This window comes from Bombella pluederhausensis (assembly GCF_026385525.1).
Classification (GTDB): Bacteria; Pseudomonadota; Alphaproteobacteria; order Acetobacterales; family Acetobacteraceae; genus Bombella; species Bombella pluederhausensis.
Genome location: NZ_JANIDY010000002.1, coordinates 327,117 through 344,935 on the forward strand (window position 1 = coordinate 327,117; position 17,819 = coordinate 344,935).

Genomic DNA, 17,819 nt, shown 5'->3' on the forward strand with positions numbered 1-17,819 from the left:
TGCATGGCACAGAAGACAGACAGGCAGCCTGAAAACAGGGCAGCGCAGGACACGACTTTTTCCCTGATGCGGCGGCTCTGGCGGGAGGATATTGCCCAGAACAGGCTCCGTCTGCTGGTGGTGTTCGTGCTGACGGTTGCCATGGCCCTGCTGACAGCGGCCTATCCGCTCGTCATCAAGCGGGCGATCGACATGTTCACGGCGCACGATCCCCGCATCCTGTATCAGATTCCCCTGCTGGTGGTGGCGGTCACGGGGGCCAAGGCACTGGCGCAGTATGGGCAGAATGTCTGTGTGCAGGCATTGGTTCTTCAGATCGTGCGGCGTCTTCAGGAGCGCATGTTTACTCATGCTCTGAATGCCGATGTCTCCCGTATCGAGAAAGAAGCTCCGGCTCGCTGGGCAGCCCGCTTTACGACAGATGCCCTTGCTATGCGGGAGGCCCTGACACGGTCGGTCAATGCGCTGGGGGATGTCATCACCATCATCGGGCTTGTGGCCTCCATGATCTGGACAGACTGGGAACTGAGCCTGATTGCGGTCGTGCTGTATCCGCTGGCCATTATTCCCGTGCAGAAGCTGGGGCGGCGTGTGCGCCGGGCTTCTGGGGGGATGCAGGAGCAGGTTGGTGAAGCCTCGGCCTTGCTGACGGAAAGTTTTTCTCTATCCCGGCAGATACGTATTTACCGGATGGAAGCGCATGAACATCAGCGCATTGGTTCGGCTCTGGACAGGCTGCATGATACGTTTTTCCGCATTGCGAGTAACCGGGCCCGTCTGGACCCGATGCTGGAAGTGATTGGTGGTGTGGCGATTGCCTTCGTGCTGGGGTTTGCAGGCTGGCGGGCGGCGATGGGGGGCGCCACATTGGGGGATTTTACAGCCTTCATTGCGGCCCTGTTTGCGGCGTCTCGTCCTTTGCGGGCCTTGGGGTCGCTGAATACCTCCATGCAGGAAGGTCTGGCTGGTTTGGGGCGCATCTTTGCCGTGATTGATGAGCCTGCCACGGTGAAAGAACATGCCGATGCTCGCCCTCTGCCAGAAGGGCCGGGGCATCTCGTGTTCAGGAATGTGTCCTACCGTTTTGAGGACGGGCATTACGCTCTGAAAAACATTTCTCTGGATGTGAAACCGGGGCAGAGCATTGCCCTTGTTGGGCCGAGCGGTGCAGGGAAATCCACCATGCTGGCCCTGATTCCTCGGCTGTTTGATGTGACGGAAGGGGCGATTACGCTGGAAGGTGTTGATGTGCGTTCCCTTACGCTGGCCAGCCTGCGGGATCATCTGGCCTATGTCAGTCAGGAAACTGCCCTGTTTGACATGAGCGTGCGGAAGAATATCCAGCTTGGCCGTCCCTCAGCGACACGGGAGGAAGTGGAGGCGCTTTGCCAAATGGCGGCACTGGATTTCGTGCATGATCTGCCAGAGGGGCTGGAGACGGTCATCGGCACCGGTGGACAGAGGCTCTCAGGGGGGCAGAGGCAGCGTATTATGCTGGCCCGTGCCCTGCTGCGTAACCCCCGATTGCTGCTGCTGGATGAAGCCACCAGTGCGCTGGATTCAGAGAATGAAGCCCGTGTGCAGGAGGCTCTGGCCCAGCTCCGGCAGGGGCGGACAACGCTCATCGTGGCCCATCGACTTTCCACCGTGCAGAGTGCCGATCATATCGTGGTGCTGGATCAGGGCCAAATTGTCGAGATGGGCACCCACACCCAGCTCATGGCCAAGACCGGGCTTTACGCCCGGCTGGTGAAGGCTCAGGCCTTGGGAGAGTAGGGATTAGGGCAAGGGTCTCAGGGTGAAAGGTACTTCTGATGAGAGCTCACCATTCTTATAGAAGTCTCTCCAGAAGATATTGTAGTATCTCTGGTCTTCATAATTACCGTCAAACTCATTGATATCTTTATAGTAATTTGAGTAAAAATTGTAATTAATATCTTCTGGAGTGAGAATGTTATATTTTTTTAGAAAATATTCTTTTTTGCGATGGCGTTTTGTTCGTTTGTTTACGCTATGTCTTGAAATGTGGTGATTGTTCAGGAGAAAGTCTATCCCACTTTCCGATAGAAAAACGCCAATCTGTATTCCCGGTAATTCCGGCTCTGGAATGAGGCAGTAGGGTAAAAAGAAGGAAAACTCTTTCTGGATTTCTTTTGACACTTCCAGAAACATAGAGAATTTCCATAATATCCGTTCAATACAGAAGGACACTAAGGGGGCGTTCTCTGGTTTTCTGGTGTCCAGTAGATCGAACATGTATAAATGAAAGTATATTTTATCATAGACACAGTTCGAAGGTTCTTCCCTGATTTCACTCACTATTGAGTCCAGATCAATGGCAGAATAGTAAATGAGATCAACGCATTCCTTGAATGCCTTGTTTCTGGCTTTTTTTCCTTTCTTTCGGAAGGGTGGCTCATTGAGTGACATATGACTTAGTCCTCAGATGCTGCCTTATAAATGGCGAGAATGTCCGGCAGGAGCCGTTCATAGACGTCCTTCTTGAAGCCCAGATTATACTTGCCGCTTAGCACGTCTTCCGGTGGTACCCAGCGCCATGTGGTGAATTCGATTTCCTCGAACGTATCCAGCCTGATATCGCTGTCCTGACCGGTGAAGCGGAACAGGAACCACTGCTGCTTCTGACCCCGATATTTCCCGTGCAGGGCCTTGCCGATGAGATTGTCGGGCAGGTCGTAGAGGAACCAGCCATCACGTTTGCCAATCATGATGGCATTGTCAGTGCCGATTTCCTCTTTCATTTCCCGCCAGACAGCCTGTTCTGGTTCTTCACCTTCATCAATGCCCCCCTGAGGGAACTGCCAGATGTCATCCGGCAGGTCCGCACGGCGGGCCATGAAGATTTCCCCTTTCTCATTAAAGAGGACGATACCGACATTAGGGCGATAAGCCAGTGTTTCACGCAGGGTCATGGTCTTACTTCTTTGCCTTTGCCGCATTGTCATCCTTGCTTTCTGTAGAAGCTGTTTCATGAGCCTGCGGAGGGAGTTGCGGATGGGCGAGCAGGGCAGCTTCATGGGCAGCATCAGCGCCGCCAGCCTGTGCATTGATGAAATGCAGCGCCTGCTGAAGCTGGAAGTCCGTTTCCGGCTTCATGGGGTCGAAGGCGGGCCATTTAGCAGGGGGCAGCCGTTCCACGGTTTTGGTAAAAGCGGGCAGGTCTGTCCGTGGGGTCTCCTTGGGCAGCTTGCCATCCGTGTTGGTGATAGTGTGGGCGAGGTCTGCCTCATGATAGGTAAAGAGGGTATCATCATCCCGGCTGGCCAGTACGGGTACGTCTGGCGTAATGCCCAGCCCCTGAATGGACCGACCTGATGGTGTGTAATAACGGGCGGTTGTCAGGCGGATGGCTCCCTGATCCGCAATAGGAATGATCGTCTGGACAGACCCCTTGCCGAAGGTCCGGTCACCCATGATGATGCCCCGGCGATGGTCCTTCAGCGCACCGGCCACGATCTCACTGGCCGAGGCCGAGCCCGCATTGGTCAGGACGATGATGGGCAGACCGTGGGTGATGTCCTTGCCGACACCGTCCCAATGCTGATTACCTTCCGGGTGGCGGCCCCGGATGGAGACGATCTCACCTTCCTTGATGAAGTCACGGGCCACGGCGATAGCCTGATCCAGCTTCCCGCCGGGATCAGAGCGGAGGTCAAGCACAAGGCCGTTCAGGGTCTTGCCGGGCGTCTTGGCAGCGGACTGGACCAGCTTGTTATAGGCCTTACGCATTTCCTTCTCGAGGGAATCATCAAACTCGCTGAGGCGGATATAACCCGTCTGCCCATACATGGCGGAACGGACGATCTGCACATGGATGATCTCCCGTGTGAGGGTATAATTCTGCTGCTTGCCGGTCTTGGGGCGCAGGATGGTCAGGATGATCTGTGTTCCCGGCTTGCCCCGCATCTTGCGGACGGCCTGATCCAGCGTGAGGTCGGCAATGCTTTTATTGTCCACCATGGTGATGACATCGCCGGACTGGATGCCCGCCCGGGCTGCCGGTGTGCCGTCAATGGGGGAGACGACCCGGACATGACCGGCTTCGCCCTGAACCTGCAGTCCCAGCCCGCCGAACTGACCGGCCATTTCATCCTGCATGTCCTTCAGCTGCTGGGCATCCATAAAGGATGAATGCGGGTCCAGATTGCTGATCATCCCGTCAATGGCATTGCGGATGAGCTTCTTGTTGGGCAGCGGAGACACATATTCCGAGTGGGCAATGTCCATCACCGTGCCAAGCAGTGTCAGCATACGGACGGTCTCGGCATTGTTGCTGTCGGTGTTGGAGGCCGGGGTGCCGTTACTGTCCTTGTGTGCGGCTTCCTGTGCCCAGGCGGGGGGAATGAGTGCCGGGCGGCTGGCCATGAAGGCACCAGAGGCAACACCCATCGCTGAACAGGCAAGACCCAGCATAAGGCCAGTGCGGAAGTTCATGGTCGGTCTATTCCTTAATGTTAAAAAACAGGCAGCTCTGCCAGTAGCTGTCTGTTAATGATCGGCATTACAGAGCACCCGGCCCTGAAAACAGGATGGCGACAGCTTACAGTGTTTTCAGCGAGGGTGAAACTCCCAAGGAGTTCATGATGTCTTTGCGGCTTTAGAAGAAGCGGGCCGGGTCCATGAGGGTCGTGCCCTGACGGAGCTGCACGAAAAGGAGCGGATCATGGGCGGGCATCTGGCCGATCAGCCCTCCTTGACGGACGGATTGGCCGCTCTGGAGGCGGATTGAGCCTAACCCTGCCAGAACGAGCCGCTGTTTCTGTCCGCAGTCCAGAATGACCATCGGGCCGAAAGAGCGGAATGCCCCGCTAAAGAGCAGGCGCCCTGTACAGGGGGCTGTCACAGGGGCCGATGGAGCGGTCTGGTAGGTGAGCCCTGTGGCAGGTCCGGCTTCGGTGGGCTGCGCCCAACGTGTGACGATACGGCCCTGTACGGGGGCTCGTGCGGTGCCACGTTTCAACCCGTTGCCGGGATTGAAACTGCGGGCCTGCTGGTCAAGCTCCTGTTCCTTGTGGCGCTGATGAAGCTTGTGCAGGCGGGCTTTTTCAGCCTGTAGGCGGCGGCGTGTTTCGGCTTCCTGCTTGGCCAGAATGGTGATGATGGCGGTTAGAGCCTCTGTACTTTGACGGGCCTGCGTCAGTAGGGTCTGCTGCTTCAGGAGGGCCTGCTGGGCTTGTTCTGAATCCTTGGCGGCCTGTTCGGCACGGTTTTCTGCTTCGCTCTGGCTGGTTTGGAGGCGAGTTTCCTGTGCAGCGATGGTACGACTCTGGTCTTCAAGGCGGTTCTGTTCCCTGTGCAGGCGCTTCTGCTGAAGGAGAGTGCGCTGGAGCTCCTGCTGGTTCTGCTGGTGGCGCAGGGCGAGTAGGGCAAGGGGCACTGAAGGGCTGATGGCCGGATTGTCCGGAGGCATGAGCAGGGTCAGTTCGGGCGCGGCATCAAGCTGCTGGAGGGCAGGGACACGGGCGGCTTCGTCCAGAAGAACGGATGTTTCTTTGTTTTTAAGCCGGTCATCACCGTTGCTGATCTGTTCAAGTTGAGCAGAAACTTTGGCGAGGCGTTTTTCAACAAGGTCGTGTTGTCGTGCCAGTTGTGCCTGTTTCTGGCGCAGGAGCGTTAGTTGGCGGGTACTGAGATGGGCTTGCGCTTCAGCCCGACGGGTTTCTTCTTCTTTCTGCTGGAGCAGGCGGGCCTTTTGCGCCAGAAGCTGCTGGAGATTCAGCCGTGCCGCTCGTGCCTTGCGGATGCCTGCCTCCGTTGTGGGAATAGGCGTGTCGGTATCCCAGAACGTGCCGGGTGCATCAGCAGGTGCTGCTGCATGACCTGCCTGCCCATGGGTGAGAAGCATGGCCATCAGACAGGGCAGGAGCCGGTTGCCGACACGGACGGTGCTGGATCGCTTCAGGACCATGATTCCGCCTGAGAATCCCTTTCTGGATGGTGTGGTGCAGGGCTTGAAAAATGCATCTGGTGCTATGAGATCAGCCACACAGGGGGAAGAAGCCCGTCTTTTGTGGCGGAGAACGGGCTGTCTGTCCAGCCGGGAGCGGCAGGGTGCCATGACACTTCGAAACAGGAAAGAAAAACAGGATGGATATGAAGCAGCCAAAACAGGAACAGGTCCCGCATTGCAGTTGTGGCCCTTTGAATGAAGCGCAGAAGCGTGTCCTGCATGGTCATGGGACAGAACCGCCGGGCTCTAGCCCTCTGAATCATGAAAAACGGCCCGGCCATTATGACTGTGCGGCCTGCGGGAAGCGTCTGTTCAGTTCTGAGGCCAAATATGAGAGTGGCTCAGGCTGGCCGTCCTTCTTCCGAGCTGTGCCGGGAGCTGTGGGAGAGCGTGAGGATCGCAGCCTTGGCATGGTGAGGGTGGAGATTCACTGTTCAGGCTGTCATGGCCATTTGGGTCATGTCTTCCCGGACGGCCCCCCACCGACAGGGCTGCGCTATTGCACAAATGGTCTGGCCCTGCATTTCGTGCCGGATGAAGAAAAGGACTGATACAGAAAAGGAGAGGCTCTGTCTGTATGGGGCAGAGCCTCTCCTTTGTTACGGTATGGCCTGAAACTCAGTCCCGTTCGACATGGTAGTGACGGGAGAGCTCACGCTCGATCTCAAGAGCATGTTCCGTGTCACGGGCTTCAATCATCACCACAAGTTCGGCTGTCTGTACGGAAGGTGCTGCAAAGAGGCGGTGATGGGAGACCTCGATGATGTTCCCGCCATAGCTGCCAATCTTCTCAGAGATGGCGGCCAGCAAACCGGGGCGGTCGGGAATCTGGAAGATCAGACGCAGGATGCGCCCTTCCCGCAGCAGGGAGCGGAGAATGACATGGGCAAGGATGCGGGCATTGATGTTGCCACCCGAAATAGGGAAGCCCACCTTCTTGCCCTTGAAGAAATCATGATTGGCCAGAATGGCGGCGAGTGGTGTGGCTCCAGCTCCTTCGCCTACCTGACGGGCCTTTTCAGCCAGTGTCGTGATGGCGCTCTCGACCTGAAGCTCATTGACGACAAACACGCCATCAATATTCTTCCCGATGACATCCAGACAGTGATGGCCCGGCTGAACAACGGCAATACCTTCGGCAATGGTTGACCCGCCGGGGACGGAGCGGAGTGGCTCCGGATAGGCACCTAGCGGGGAGTAGTTTTCTACCTGCACACCATAGAGCTTTGTCTTCGGGCTGAGTTCTTTCAGCACCGTGACAAAACCGGCCATGAGGCCGCCCCCGCCGATCGGCACCACGATGGCATCCAGATCAGGCGCATCCTCAATCATCTCAAGGGCGCAGGTGCCCTGTCCAGCAATGACAGCGGGGTCATTGAATGGATGGATGAGGGTCTGGCCTTCTTCCTGACGGATTTTTTCTGCCGTCTGCACGGCTTCGTCAAAATTTTCACCAGCGAGCACGACCCGTGCGCCCCAGCTCTGGGTGGCGGCTACCTTGGTGGCAGGGGTGAAGCGGGGCATCACGATGGTGGCCTTCATGCCCAGCAGGCTGGCCTGCCGCCCCACACCCTGAGCATGATTGCCCGCTGAAACGGTGATGACACCGTGCTTGCGTTCTTCAGGCGTGAGCATGGCCATACGGTTGGCAGCACCACGCTCCTTGAAGGAGCCAATGGCCTGAAGGTTTTCCAGCTTGATAATAATCTCTGCTTCCGTCAGCCGGGAAAGGGCCACATTGCTGATTGTGGGGGTGCGGGCAATGGTGGCGGCAATGCGCTTCTGGGCGTCTTTGACGTCGTTGAAGGTCAGGCTGGTCGTGGAAGCAGAGTCTGGCATTATTTGTAGATCACTTTCAGAACTTCATAGGTGCGGTCCCCGCCCGGTGCAGGGACAGAAACGCTATCCCCAGCTTCCTTCCCGATGAGCGCTTTGGCAAGGGGGGAGGAGATGGAAATGCGATGCTGTTTAATGTCAGCTTCGTGAGCACCGACAATCTGATAGGTGCTTTCCTTGTCGGTCTCCTCATCCACCAGCTCGACCGTGGCACCGAACTGGATGCGGTTGCCGGAAAGGGTTGTGGGGTCGATCACCTCCGCCGTGGAGATCAGGCTTTCCAGCTCCAGCACACGCCCCTCGATGAAAGACTGGCGCTCCCGTGCGGCATGGTATTCGGCATTTTCGGAGAGGTCCCCGTGGGAGCGGGCTTCAGCAATGGCCCGGATGACAGCGGGGCGTTCCTCTGATTTGAGCTGACGCAGCTCATCCTCAAGGCGCTTCAGTCCTTGGGCGGTCATGGGGCTTTTCTGCATGGAGGGCATCCTCACACTGGTAATAGAGATGAATGGCATACCGCCCCGCCCCCTTCCGCATGGAGCAGAAAAGGGCGGGGCGGCATACGCTGTGGCAGACAGGATAAACAGCACATCGCGCGTGCTGCAAGTCCTCTCTTAGAAGGCGCCGTGGAAATAGGATTGCAGCGGCGCTACATCCGGTTCCTTCTGTTTCAGGACAGAAATGGCGTAGGTGACGGCCCGGGCACCGGCAATGGTCGTGTAATGAGGCACGTTCATCGTCAGGGCAGAGCGGCGGATGTCAAAGCTGTCTCTGGCGGACTGTCCACCCTGAGCTGTGTTGATGACCATCTGCACTTCATTGGAGCGGATGGCATCCACACAGTGCGGGCGGCCTTCCAGAACCTTGTTCACCCGGGTGACGGGGATGCCAGCTTCCTTCAGACGTTCGGCCGTGCCACGGGTGGCAAGGATGGTGAAGCCCATCTCCACCAGCTTGCGGGCCAGAGGCTGCACATGGGCCTTATCGCTCTCCCTTACGGAGAGGAAGACGGTGCCTTCCCGGGGGAGTTTCACACCAGCGGCAAGCTGGGACTTGGCGAAGGCCATCTCGAAGTTGGCATCCAGCCCCATTACTTCACCCGTGGAGCGCATTTCTGGCCCAAGGATCGTATCAACGCCAGAGAAGCGGTTGAAGGGGAAGACAGCTTCCTTGACGGCCACATGCGGGGCTACAGAACGACCTTCCAGCGGGAAGTCGGACAGTCTGGCCCCGGCCATGATGCGGGCACCGATCTTGGCAACCGGCACACCCGTTGCCTTGGCCACGAAGGGCACCGTACGGGAAGCACGGGGATTGACCTCCAGAACGAAGACTTCGTCATTCTTGATGGCGAACTGTACGTTCATCAGGCCACGGATGCCCAGCTCACGGGCCATGGCTTCGGTCTGCGCCTTCAGCTCCGTTACCAGAGCCGGGGAGAGCGTGTAAGGCGGCAGGGAGCAGGCGGAATCACCGGAATGAATACCGGCTTCCTCAATATGCTCCATCACCCCGGCGACATAGACATCATGACCATCGGCGATGCAGTCCACGTCAGCCTCAATGGCTTCATTGAGGTAGTGGTCCAGCAGGACAGGCCCGGTTGCTACTTCCTCACCAGCCGCACGCAGGACGGTGTTGAGGTAGTTGGAGAGACCGGCCTTGTCATAGACGATCTCCATGGCACGGCCACCCAGCACATAGGACGGACGGGCCACGACCGGATAGCCGACTTCCTCGGCAATCTTCAGAGCTTCATCAGGGTTACGAGCAATGCCGTTGCGGGGCTGGCGGAGGCCCAGCTTGCGGAGCATAGCCTGGAAGCGCTCCCGGTCCTCGGCCCGGTCAATGGCGTCAGCCGGGGTGCCGAGCAGGGTGATACCGGCTTCTTCCAGAGCACGGGAGAGCTTCAGCGGGGTCTGGCCACCATACTGCACGATGCAGCCCAGAACGGTGCCGTTCGTCATTTCCTTCTTCACAAGGCTGATGACGTCTTCGGCTGTCAGCGGCTCGAAATAGAGACGGTCGGACGTGTCATAGTCGGTGGAGACTGTTTCCGGGTTGCAGTTGACCATGATGGTCTCGAAACCGGCTTCCCGTAGGGCGTAAGCGGCATGGACGCAGCAATAGTCGAACTCGATGCCCTGACCGATACGGTTGGGGCCACCACCAAGGATGACGACCTTCTTCTTGTCAGTCGGGCGGCTCTCACATTCCGGGGTGCCGAAGCCACCTTCATAGGTGGAGTACAGATACGGCGTGTCGGAGGAGAATTCAGCCGCACAGGTGTCGATCCGGCGATAGACGGGCAGTACGCCCAGCTTTGTGCGGAGGGCGACAACATCCTTCACGCTCTTGCCACTCAGGCGGGCAAGCTGCTGGTCGGAGAAGCCTTGAGCCTTGATCTGGCGCAGGCTGATGGCGTCATGCGGCAGGCCATTCGCTTCGATCTCACGCTCTGTCGCAATGATGGCTTCCAGCTGGCGGAGGAACCACGGCTCGAAATGGCAGGCCTCCTGAATGTCTTCCAGAGACAGGCCAGCACGGAAGGCTTGTGCCGCCATGAGGATGCGTTCCGGCCGTGGCTCGGAAAGAGCGGCACGGTAGGCATCCGGGGAGCCATCACCGGGAGCTTCCACAGGGTCCAGACCCGTCAGGCCGGTCTCCATGGAACGCAGGCCCTTCTGAAGGGATTCAGCGAAGCTGCGCCCCACGGCCATGGCTTCACCAACGGACTTCATGGAGGTGGAGAGCAGGGCCGGTGTGCTGGGGAACTTCTCGAAGGTGAAGCGGGGAATCTTCGTGACGACATAGTCGATTGTCGGCTCGAAGCTGGCCGGGATGGTGCCGGTAATGTCGTTCGTCAGCTCATCCAGCGTATAGCCCACGGCCAGCTTGGCAGCGATCTTGGCGATCGGGAAGCCGGTAGCCTTGGAGGCCAGAGCGGAGGAACGGGACACACGGGGGTTCATCTCGATGACGACCATGCGGCCATCTTTCGGATTCACACCGAACTGTACGTTGGAACCACCTGTCTCCACGCCGATGGCCCGCAGGCAGGCGATGGAGACATCACGCATCCGCTGGTATTCTTTGTCCGTCAGCGTCATGGCCGGGGCCACGGTGATGGAATCCCCGGTATGGACGCCCATCGGGTCGATGTTCTCGATGGAGCAGACGATAATGCAGTTATCCGCCACGTCACGGACCACTTCCATCTCGTACTCTTTCCAGCCGATGACGGATTCTTCGATCAGCACCTCGGTGGTCGGGGAGGCATCCAGACCGCTGGCAACGATCTGAGAAAATTCTTCCCGGTTATAGGCAATACCACCGCCGGAACCGCCCATGGTGAAGGACGGGCGGATGATGGCGGGCAGGCCGATATGGTCCAGAGCTGTGCGGGCTTCATCCAGCGTGTGGGCGATGGCACTGCGGGGGCTTTCCACCCCGATGGCATCCATGGCTTCACGGAACTTCAGACGGTCCTCGGCACGGTCAATCACGTCAGCCCGTGCGCCGATCAGTTCCACGCCATGCTTTGTGAGGAAGCCGGATTTATCCAGCGCCATGGCGGCGTTCAGGGCTGTCTGGCCACCCATTGTCGGCAGGACGGCATCGGGCTTTTCCTTGAGGATGATGCGCTCGACAAATTCCGGCGTGATGGGTTCGATATAGGTGGCATCGGCCAGACCGGGGTCGGTCATGATAGTGGCCGGGTTGGAGTTCAGAAGAATGACCCGGTAGCCTTCTTCCTTCAGGGCCTTACAGGCCTGTGCACCGGAATAGTCGAACTCGCAGGCCTGCCCGATGACGATCGGACCAGCACCAATAATGAGGATGGAGCGGATATCTGTGCGTTTGGGCATGGTTCAGGCTCCTGCCTTGCTGGTTGTGCGGGCTGCGGCGCGGCGGTCCATGACGGCAACAAACCGCTCGAAAAGATAGAAACTGTCAGTCGGGCCGGGGCTGGCTTCCGGATGATACTGGACGGAGAAGGCTTCTTTCACGGTGGAAGCAAGCCCTTCGTTGGAGCCGTCAAACAGGCTGACATGTGTCACTTTGACGGTATTGGGCAGGGACTTCTCATCCACGGCGAAACCGTGATTCTGGCTGGTGATTTCCACCCGGCCCGTTGTGAGGTCTTTCACAGGCTGGTTGGCACCACGATGGCCACGGTCTAGCTTGTAGGTCGTGCCGCCCAGTGCCCGTGCCAGAAGCTGATGGCCGAGGCAGATGCCAAAGACGGGGATGTCGGCATCCATGACGGCCTGAATGGCCGGGACAGCATAGACGGCTGTAGCGGCAGGGTCTGCCGGACCATTGGAGAGGAAGACGCCTTCCGGCTTCAGGGCGAGGATTTCCTCACCCGTGGCGGTGCCGGGGAGAACATGGACATCACAGCCAGCGGCCACGAGGCTGCGGAGAATGTTGTCCTTGGCACCATAATCCAGAGCCACGACACGGCGCTTCACAGCCCGTTCGGGGCGGGTATTGTGCCATGTGGTCTTGGTCCATTTGCGGGCGGGCTGGGCGACTTCCTTGACGAGGTCCATCCCTTCCAGACCCGGCCAGTCTGCGGCTTTCTTGCGCAGGGCAGCGAGGTCGAAACGGCCATCTTTCGGGTAGAACAGAAGGGCATTCTGTGGCCCTTTGTCCCGTAGAAGACGGGTGATGCCTCGTGTATCCACACCGCTGATGCCGGCCCGTTTGTGTGCTTTCAGCCAGTCCTGCAACGGCTTGGCGGAGCGCCAGTTGGCCGGGGCGGTGACATCTTCTTTCACCACGAGGCCAAGGGCGGCCATGGTCGGGGCTTCGTCATCATCCTTGTTGGTGCCGACATTGCCGATATGGGGGAAGGTGAAGGTGATGATCTGCCCGGCAAAGGACGGGTCTGTCAGTGTTTCCTGATAGCCGGTCATGCCGGTGGAGAAGCAGAGCTCACCTACGGCACCGTCATTGAAGGCACCGAAACCACGGCCCCAGAAGTGGGAGCCATCGGCCAGCACGAGCACGGCTGTTGCGCCTTTGGGGGGCATGTCATCGTTAGGATGGGTCATGGCGGATGTCTCCTCTGACGTCTCGTTCAGGTCGGCCAGGGTGATCCCCGGCACATGAAGCAGGGCGGGCCAATGTTTGGTGGGTACCATACCAGCCTGACGCCATTTGCGCACGGCCTCGGTCGTAACCCCGGTAAGCTGGGCGATCTCAGCCGCACCGCCCGCTTTCTTTATGAGTGAATCAACGTTCATATATTTGCTGCTCTGCCTCGTGCCCTGTCGGCCTGATATGTGGTTGGGCTTTCATTTTCATAAACCAGCAAGGGTCTTATGGGAAGTTTTTTCCCATATGCGGCATTCATCACGGTGTCCTGGAAAGGGTGGGAAGTTTTTTCCCAGATGTGTGGTCGATCCATGATGACTGCCCTCATATCGACAGGATGGAGCTGGACTGTTACCTCTTACGCTCCTGTGTAGAGATTATAAACTCATAATTAAGAGAGAACCATCATGTCGCTCCGTACCCGTATCATGGATGATCTCAAGGCCGCCATGAAGGCCGGTCAGTCCGAGCGTGTGGCGCAGATTCGTGCCATTTCTGCCAAGATCAAGGACCTTGATGTCGCAGCCCGTGCCAAGAGCGGTGAGGTGAGCGAGGAGGACATCCTTCTGGCTCTGCGTTCCATGATCAAGACACGCACCGAGTCTGCCACCATGTATCATCAGGGCAATCGTCCTGAGCTGGCCGCAAAGGAAGAAGCCGAGATTGAGACCATCCGTGCCTATCTCCCGGCCGAACTTTCCGAGGAAGCCCTGAAGGAAGCCATTGCCGAGGCCGTGAAGGAAACGGGCGCAGAAAGCATGAAGGATATGGGCAAGGTGATGGGCGTCCTGAAAGGGCGCTTCGGTGCTGCACTGGATGCAGGCCGGGCCAGCGGTCTGGTCAAGGCGCATCTTGGCTGATTGCTGTTCCAGCTTTTACGCTGGAATGTGAGAAACCCCGTCCGGTTCTATTCCGGGCGGGGTTTTTTCATGTCAGTGATAGGAGTGAGAGGCTTCGTTGTTCTTGTGGGCACGGACACAGGCCAGAACGCCACTGACCGAGAGCAGGAAGGCCGCAGCCTCCCAGATGGTGGGCAGACGCTGTTCCCAGAGGAAGCCATAGATCAGTGAGAACAGTGTTTCGAACAGGATCATCTGCCCGACCATTGTCAGGGGTAGCAGATGGGTCATGCGGTTCCAGAACGCATTGGCGATGGTGGAGGAGAACAGTCCCACGCCACAGGAGATGAGAAAGAACCGTGCCCAGCCGGTTGTGGGCAGATGGGCGGGCCAGAAAAAGGCCGCCGGCAGAAGAATGATGAGCGAAAGAACGCCAGCCACAACGCCGGTCAGCAGGTTCCATTCGCCGCTCGTGATGTGCTCCAGCTTTTTCAGCCAGTCGGAATTGATGACGTTGAAAAGCGTCCAGCCTAGCAGGGAGCCAATGGCCATCAGCAGGCCGACAGCCTGCAACAGCGGACCGGTATGATGCAGGGCGGAGCCCACGAAAAAGTTCTGCCACGAGATGCAGAGAATGCCCGCCGTACTGAGCAGGATGGATGGAATGAGCTGGCGGAATGTGACGACCGCATTATGGCGGCAGATACCGGCCAGCGTCACCGTGACGGGAATGAAGCCAATGATGAGGGAGGGCATGGCCACACCGCTCAGCTGGATGGCGACACCCATCATGCTGTAATAGCCCACGCTCCCCAATATGGCGAGGAGCACCAATGCCCGGAAGGCTTTGAAGGTGATGTGGGGCAAGACCTTGCTCAGCCGTGGGAGCAGGATCAGTAGAGAGACGACCCCAAAGGTCAGGTAACGTAGTGTTGCAAGCTGAAAGGGCGTGAAGGGAGCGACCAGTTCCGGGGCAAGGAAGGTGATACCCCAGAAGGCTCCCGCCATGGCACCATAGGCGGTGCCAATGAGAATGGACCGTGTCATGCAGGCTCGTTTTTTGGTTATTAATGTATGTGATTAGAGCCTGTGTTGTCGGTAACGCCCGTTCCGTCAAGGGGAAAAGGCGTGTTTAGCCGTGTTTTGCTGGCCCATGTGCCCGGACACAGGAGATCACGCCACTGATGGCCAGAATGATGGCGCAGCTCTCCAGCAATGTTGGGAAACGCTGTTCCCACAGGAAGCCATAGAACAGGGAAAAGAGCGTCTCGAACAGGATCATCTGCCCGACCATGGTCAGGGGCAGCAGGCGTGTCATGCTGTTCCAGAACGCATTGGCCACTACTGAGGCCAGAAGACCCATGCCGCAGGCAATCATGAAGAAATGGACCCAGCCCGTAGTGGGCAGATGCTGCGGCAGAAGGAAGGCCAGAGGGAGCATCAGTAGGGCCAGCGCCCCGGTGACAAGGCCAGTCAGCAGGTTCCAATCATTGTTGGAGACATGATCAAGCTGTTTCAGCCAGTTGGCGTTTTTCACGACAAAGCCCGTCCAGCTCAGCAGGGCAGCCGCAGCCATGAGAAGGCCGAGTATCTGGAGGAGAAGGCTGCCATGGTTCTGTGAGGAGGCATTATGGAAGTTCTGCCAGGCAATGCAGACAATCCCACCGGCGCTGAGCAGCATGGAAGGGACAAGCTGGCGGATGCTCACAACTGAATCCTGCCGCAGGGCGCCTACGACTGTCACGGTGACCGGAATGAAACCCACGATCAGGGAGGGCATGGCCACACCACAGAGCTGCACTGCCGTGCTGAGCAGGCTGTAATAGACGATGTTACCCATGAGGCTGAGCCCCAGCAGCCCCCACCATTCAGCAGCGCCCAGATGGGGCAGCAGCTTCTTCAGCCGGGGAGCGAGAAGAACCAGAGCGATGATCCCATATGTGACAAAGCGGACAGAAGCGAGTTGCAGCGGAGCAAAGGGGCCAATCAGTTCTGGTGCGAGGAGGGATAGCCCCCATAGGGCCCCCGCTGCGGCACCACATGCAATGCCGATGAATGTGGAACGTGTCATGAAAGGCCCGCTCTCTGCTCTGTGGTAAGGTAAGGGTGATCTCCTTGTGTGTTGAGGCTGTGGCCTGTTTCGTCAAGGGGGAATTGGGGTATATCTTCCTTTTTGTGGGGGAGAATGTCACAGTGCGATCATGGCTATAGATACTGCGTTTCTTGATGAGCTGCGCCAGCGGACATCCCTGACTTCTCTATTCAGCCGGCGTAACAAACTTGTCCGGTCCGGGCGGCACTGGAAGGCATGCTGCCCTTTTCATGGTGAGAAGACGCCTTCGCTCTATATTTATGACGATCATTATCACTGCTTTGGCTGTGGGGCGCATGGCGATGCGATCAGCTATGTCATGCAGAGTGAAGGGTCAGGCTTTCGGGAAGCGGTGGAGCGACTGGCCAGTGAAGCCGGTATGGAAGTCCCCGCTGATGATCCTCAACAGGTTGAGAAGGCCCGTGTCCGGCAGACATTATATGATGTTATGGATGAGGTTCAGGCCATCTATCGCCACCGTCTCTACCAGCCGGAAGGTCGTGCCGGGCTGGAGTATCTCCAGAAACGGGGCCTGACGGAGGAGACGCTGGAGCGTTTCGGGCTGGGCTGGTCCGGTGATGGGCGGTTCCTTCTGAAGGCTCTGGAGGGGAAGAACATCACGGCGGAGACGCTGGTGCAGGTCGGGCTGATGCGGACAGATGATGCCGGACGCCCCAGAGGGGAGCTGTTCTTCAACCGTGTCACTTTTCCCATTCGGGACAGGAAGGGGCGGATCATTTCCTTCGGGGGGCGTGTTCTGGGGGATGGGCAGCCCAAATATCTGAATGGGCCGGAGACGGACATATTCTCCAAGCGGCGGACGCTTTTCAATATCGATCAGGCTCGGCAGGCTATCCATAAGGGCGCAAAAGCCGTTGTGGTAGAAGGCTATATGGATGTCATCGCCATGGTGCAGGCGGGCTTTGGTGGGGCCGTGGCCCCGCTGGGCACGGCTCTGGGAGATGCTCAGTTAGAGCTGCTCTGGCGGATGACGGATACGCCCATCATCTGTTTCGATGGTGACGGGGCAGGGCAGCGTGCGGCTCTGCGTTCCTGTGAGGTGGCATTACCTTTGCTGAAGGTCGGGCGAAGCCTGCATTTCTGCCGTCTGGAAGGAGGGGATGATCCGGACTCTCTCATCAGGCGGGAGGGGAAGGAAGGCATGGAGGCCCGTCTTTCCAGCGCTCGCCCGATGGAGGTAGAGCTGTTCAGTCTGCTGACGGCGCAGGAGCGTGACCCAACACCGGAACGGCGTGCGGCTCTACGGAAGAAGCTCTATGAGCTGAGCCAGATGATTCCGGACAAGCTGCTGGCTACTGAATATAGCAGCACGCTGAATGAGATGTTCTTTGCCCGGTATCGCCGCCAGAAGCCGGGGCGGGGAGGCTATGGGGTGTCAGGTGCCAGCACGGTCCCGGTCATTCCTGTATCGGGCGTGCGGACGGTGGCGGAAGGAAGTGGAGAGAGGCTGAACATCCTGACAGCCATTCTTCTGCAATATCCTGAAATCCTGCCAGGTATTGACCGGGAATATAATGCGCTTTCCCTGCCGGAACCTCTATCATCTATTCGTACGGCCCTATTGAGTTGGGCAGATGAGTGCACGGGTGCTTTGACAGCGGAGAGCTGTCAGGCATGGATGGCAGAGCACGGTCTGGCAGAAGCGGTGCGGCAGGTTTGCAGCAGCCCTATGCCTCGCCAGATTCGCATGGAAGATGGCGATGACCGCATGAGAGAAGCCATGAAGCTCTGGTGGCATTTTTATGCGCTGGAGAATCTCAGGGCGCTTCAGGAAAATGTGGAGGAGGAGGTGCGCAGGACGGTGGATATCTTGTTCCGTTCCTCATCCGAATCGGACGAAGCGACCCGGCGGACCCTTCTGGTGGCCATGCAGGCCCGGCAGAATGTTCTTTTTGCCTTGCGGCGGGGTGAAAACCCCGCTCTTGAGGAGAAGGAAAGCTGAAATATATCAGGTGGT

The 17,819-nt window shown here is 58.1% G+C and carries 14 protein-coding genes; 4 read left to right on the forward strand and 10 right to left on the reverse strand.

The features are described from left to right. Window positions 1-3 precede the first annotated feature (3 nt). Window positions 4-1,776, forward strand: coding sequence for an ABC transporter ATP-binding protein (locus NQF86_RS06135; protein ID WP_266116737.1), 1,773 nt, complete (start codon window positions 4-6; stop codon window positions 1,774-1,776). 3 nt (window positions 1,777-1,779) lie between these two features. On the opposite strand, the gene NQF86_RS06140 is transcribed toward NQF86_RS06135, so the two are convergent. From NQF86_RS06140 to NQF86_RS06155, 4 genes are all read right to left on the reverse strand, one after another. Continuing rightward, on the reverse strand, window positions 1,780-2,430 hold the full coding sequence (locus tag NQF86_RS06140) for a hypothetical protein (RefSeq protein ID WP_266116738.1): 651 nt from the start codon (window positions 2,428-2,430) through the stop codon (window positions 1,780-1,782). Window positions 2,431-2,435: 5 nt separating this feature from the next. Next, window positions 2,436-2,933 carry an RNA pyrophosphohydrolase gene (locus NQF86_RS06145; protein WP_266116740.1) on the reverse strand — a complete coding sequence of 166 codons (498 nt, stop codon included), beginning with the start codon at window positions 2,931-2,933 and terminating at the stop codon, window positions 2,436-2,438. Window positions 2,934-2,937: 4 nt separating this feature from the next. After that, window positions 2,938-4,455, reverse strand: coding sequence for a S41 family peptidase (locus NQF86_RS06150; protein WP_266116741.1), 1,518 nt, complete (start codon window positions 4,453-4,455; stop codon window positions 2,938-2,940). Window positions 4,456-4,618: 163 nt separating this feature from the next. Beyond that, window positions 4,619-5,929: a murein hydrolase activator EnvC family protein gene (locus NQF86_RS06155; protein WP_266116742.1), complete on the reverse strand. Its 1,311-nt coding sequence runs from the start codon at window positions 5,927-5,929 to the stop codon at window positions 4,619-4,621. Between the two features lie 185 nt (window positions 5,930-6,114). Between NQF86_RS06155 and msrB the strand changes: the two genes are divergently transcribed. Beyond that, window positions 6,115-6,522, forward strand: coding sequence for a peptide-methionine (R)-S-oxide reductase MsrB (gene msrB / locus NQF86_RS06160; protein WP_266116743.1), 408 nt, complete (start codon window positions 6,115-6,117; stop codon window positions 6,520-6,522). Window positions 6,523-6,589: 67 nt separating this feature from the next. Here the strand turns inward: msrB and NQF86_RS06165 are convergent, their stop codons facing one another. The 4 genes from NQF86_RS06165 to carA form a co-directional block, all read right to left on the reverse strand. Beyond that, entirely contained in the window at window positions 6,590-7,810 is a 1,221-nt protein-coding gene (locus NQF86_RS06165) for a threonine ammonia-lyase (protein ID WP_266116744.1), read from the reverse strand. Next, the gene (gene greA / locus NQF86_RS06170; protein ID WP_266116745.1) at window positions 7,810-8,283 is read right to left on the reverse strand and encodes a transcription elongation factor GreA; all 474 of its coding nucleotides are present in this window, start codon (window positions 8,281-8,283) and stop codon (window positions 7,810-7,812) included. Before greA ends, NQF86_RS06165 begins: the two co-directional genes overlap by 1 nt. 138 nt (window positions 8,284-8,421) lie before the next feature. Then, complete coding sequence (gene carB, locus NQF86_RS06175) at window positions 8,422-11,676, reverse strand: carbamoyl-phosphate synthase large subunit (RefSeq protein ID WP_266116746.1); 3,255 nt, start codon at window positions 11,674-11,676, stop codon at window positions 8,422-8,424. Between the two features lie 3 nt (window positions 11,677-11,679). Then, on the reverse strand, window positions 11,680-13,059 hold the full coding sequence (gene carA / locus NQF86_RS06180; RefSeq protein ID WP_266116747.1) for a glutamine-hydrolyzing carbamoyl-phosphate synthase small subunit: 1,380 nt from the start codon (window positions 13,057-13,059) through the stop codon (window positions 11,680-11,682). A 258-nt stretch (window positions 13,060-13,317) separates the two neighbouring features. Between carA and NQF86_RS06185 the strand changes: the two genes are divergently transcribed. Continuing rightward, window positions 13,318-13,770 (forward strand): GatB/YqeY domain-containing protein, encoded by a 453-nt coding sequence (locus NQF86_RS06185; protein WP_266116748.1) that lies wholly within the window; start codon window positions 13,318-13,320, stop codon window positions 13,768-13,770. 72 nt (window positions 13,771-13,842) lie between these two features. Here the strand turns inward: NQF86_RS06185 and NQF86_RS06190 are convergent, their stop codons facing one another. Together NQF86_RS06190 and NQF86_RS06195 are read right to left on the reverse strand one after the other, a co-directional pair. Further along, a complete protein-coding gene (locus tag NQF86_RS06190; protein ID WP_266116749.1) occupies window positions 13,843-14,796 on the reverse strand; it encodes a DMT family transporter in 954 nt (317 codons plus the stop codon). A gap of 85 nt (window positions 14,797-14,881) precedes the next feature. Beyond that, window positions 14,882-15,820 (reverse strand): DMT family transporter, encoded by a 939-nt coding sequence (locus NQF86_RS06195; protein WP_266116750.1) that lies wholly within the window; start codon window positions 15,818-15,820, stop codon window positions 14,882-14,884. Between the two features lie 130 nt (window positions 15,821-15,950). Between NQF86_RS06195 and dnaG the strand changes: the two genes are divergently transcribed. Further along, window positions 15,951-17,804: a DNA primase gene (dnaG, locus tag NQF86_RS06200; RefSeq protein ID WP_266116751.1), complete on the forward strand. Its 1,854-nt coding sequence runs from the start codon at window positions 15,951-15,953 to the stop codon at window positions 17,802-17,804. The last annotated feature ends 15 nt before the right edge of the window (window positions 17,805-17,819 follow it).